Here is a 276-nt window from a genome sequence, read left to right as displayed (position 1 = left end):
CATAAGTGCATAGCTATGCCCATCCGTTTTACCGGTTAACTTAGCGCCTAAAGTTGGCTCTGCAATGGTTCGGGTGTATAAAAGCTCAAATAAGCTACTTTTAAAATATGAGGCACCATCTAAAAAGAAAGGTCTTTTTTCTGCATAATAAATTGAGTACGTGGTATTTACATCAAGCTCTAGAGAATCAGTCTCTACCTGCGAAAAATCAGGATTAATAGTCGCATTTAATACCGCGTCTTTTGTTATTCCCCAGCGTAAATCTAAACCGGCTTC

General features: G+C 38.8%; 1 protein-coding gene. It reads right to left on the bottom strand.

The window, feature by feature from the left end; genetic code table 11:
- A partial coding sequence (locus SB756_RS29755) for a DUF5916 domain-containing protein (RefSeq protein ID WP_410913169.1) occupies window positions 1-276 on the bottom strand: 276 nt, incomplete at both ends.

Source organism: Pseudomonas sp. SIMBA_068 (assembly GCF_046534705.1).
GTDB lineage: Bacteria > Pseudomonadota > Gammaproteobacteria > Pseudomonadales > Pseudomonadaceae > Aquipseudomonas > Aquipseudomonas putida.
The sequence above is the reverse complement of the archived record's forward strand: the minus strand, read 5'-3'. Positions and strand labels throughout refer to the sequence as shown.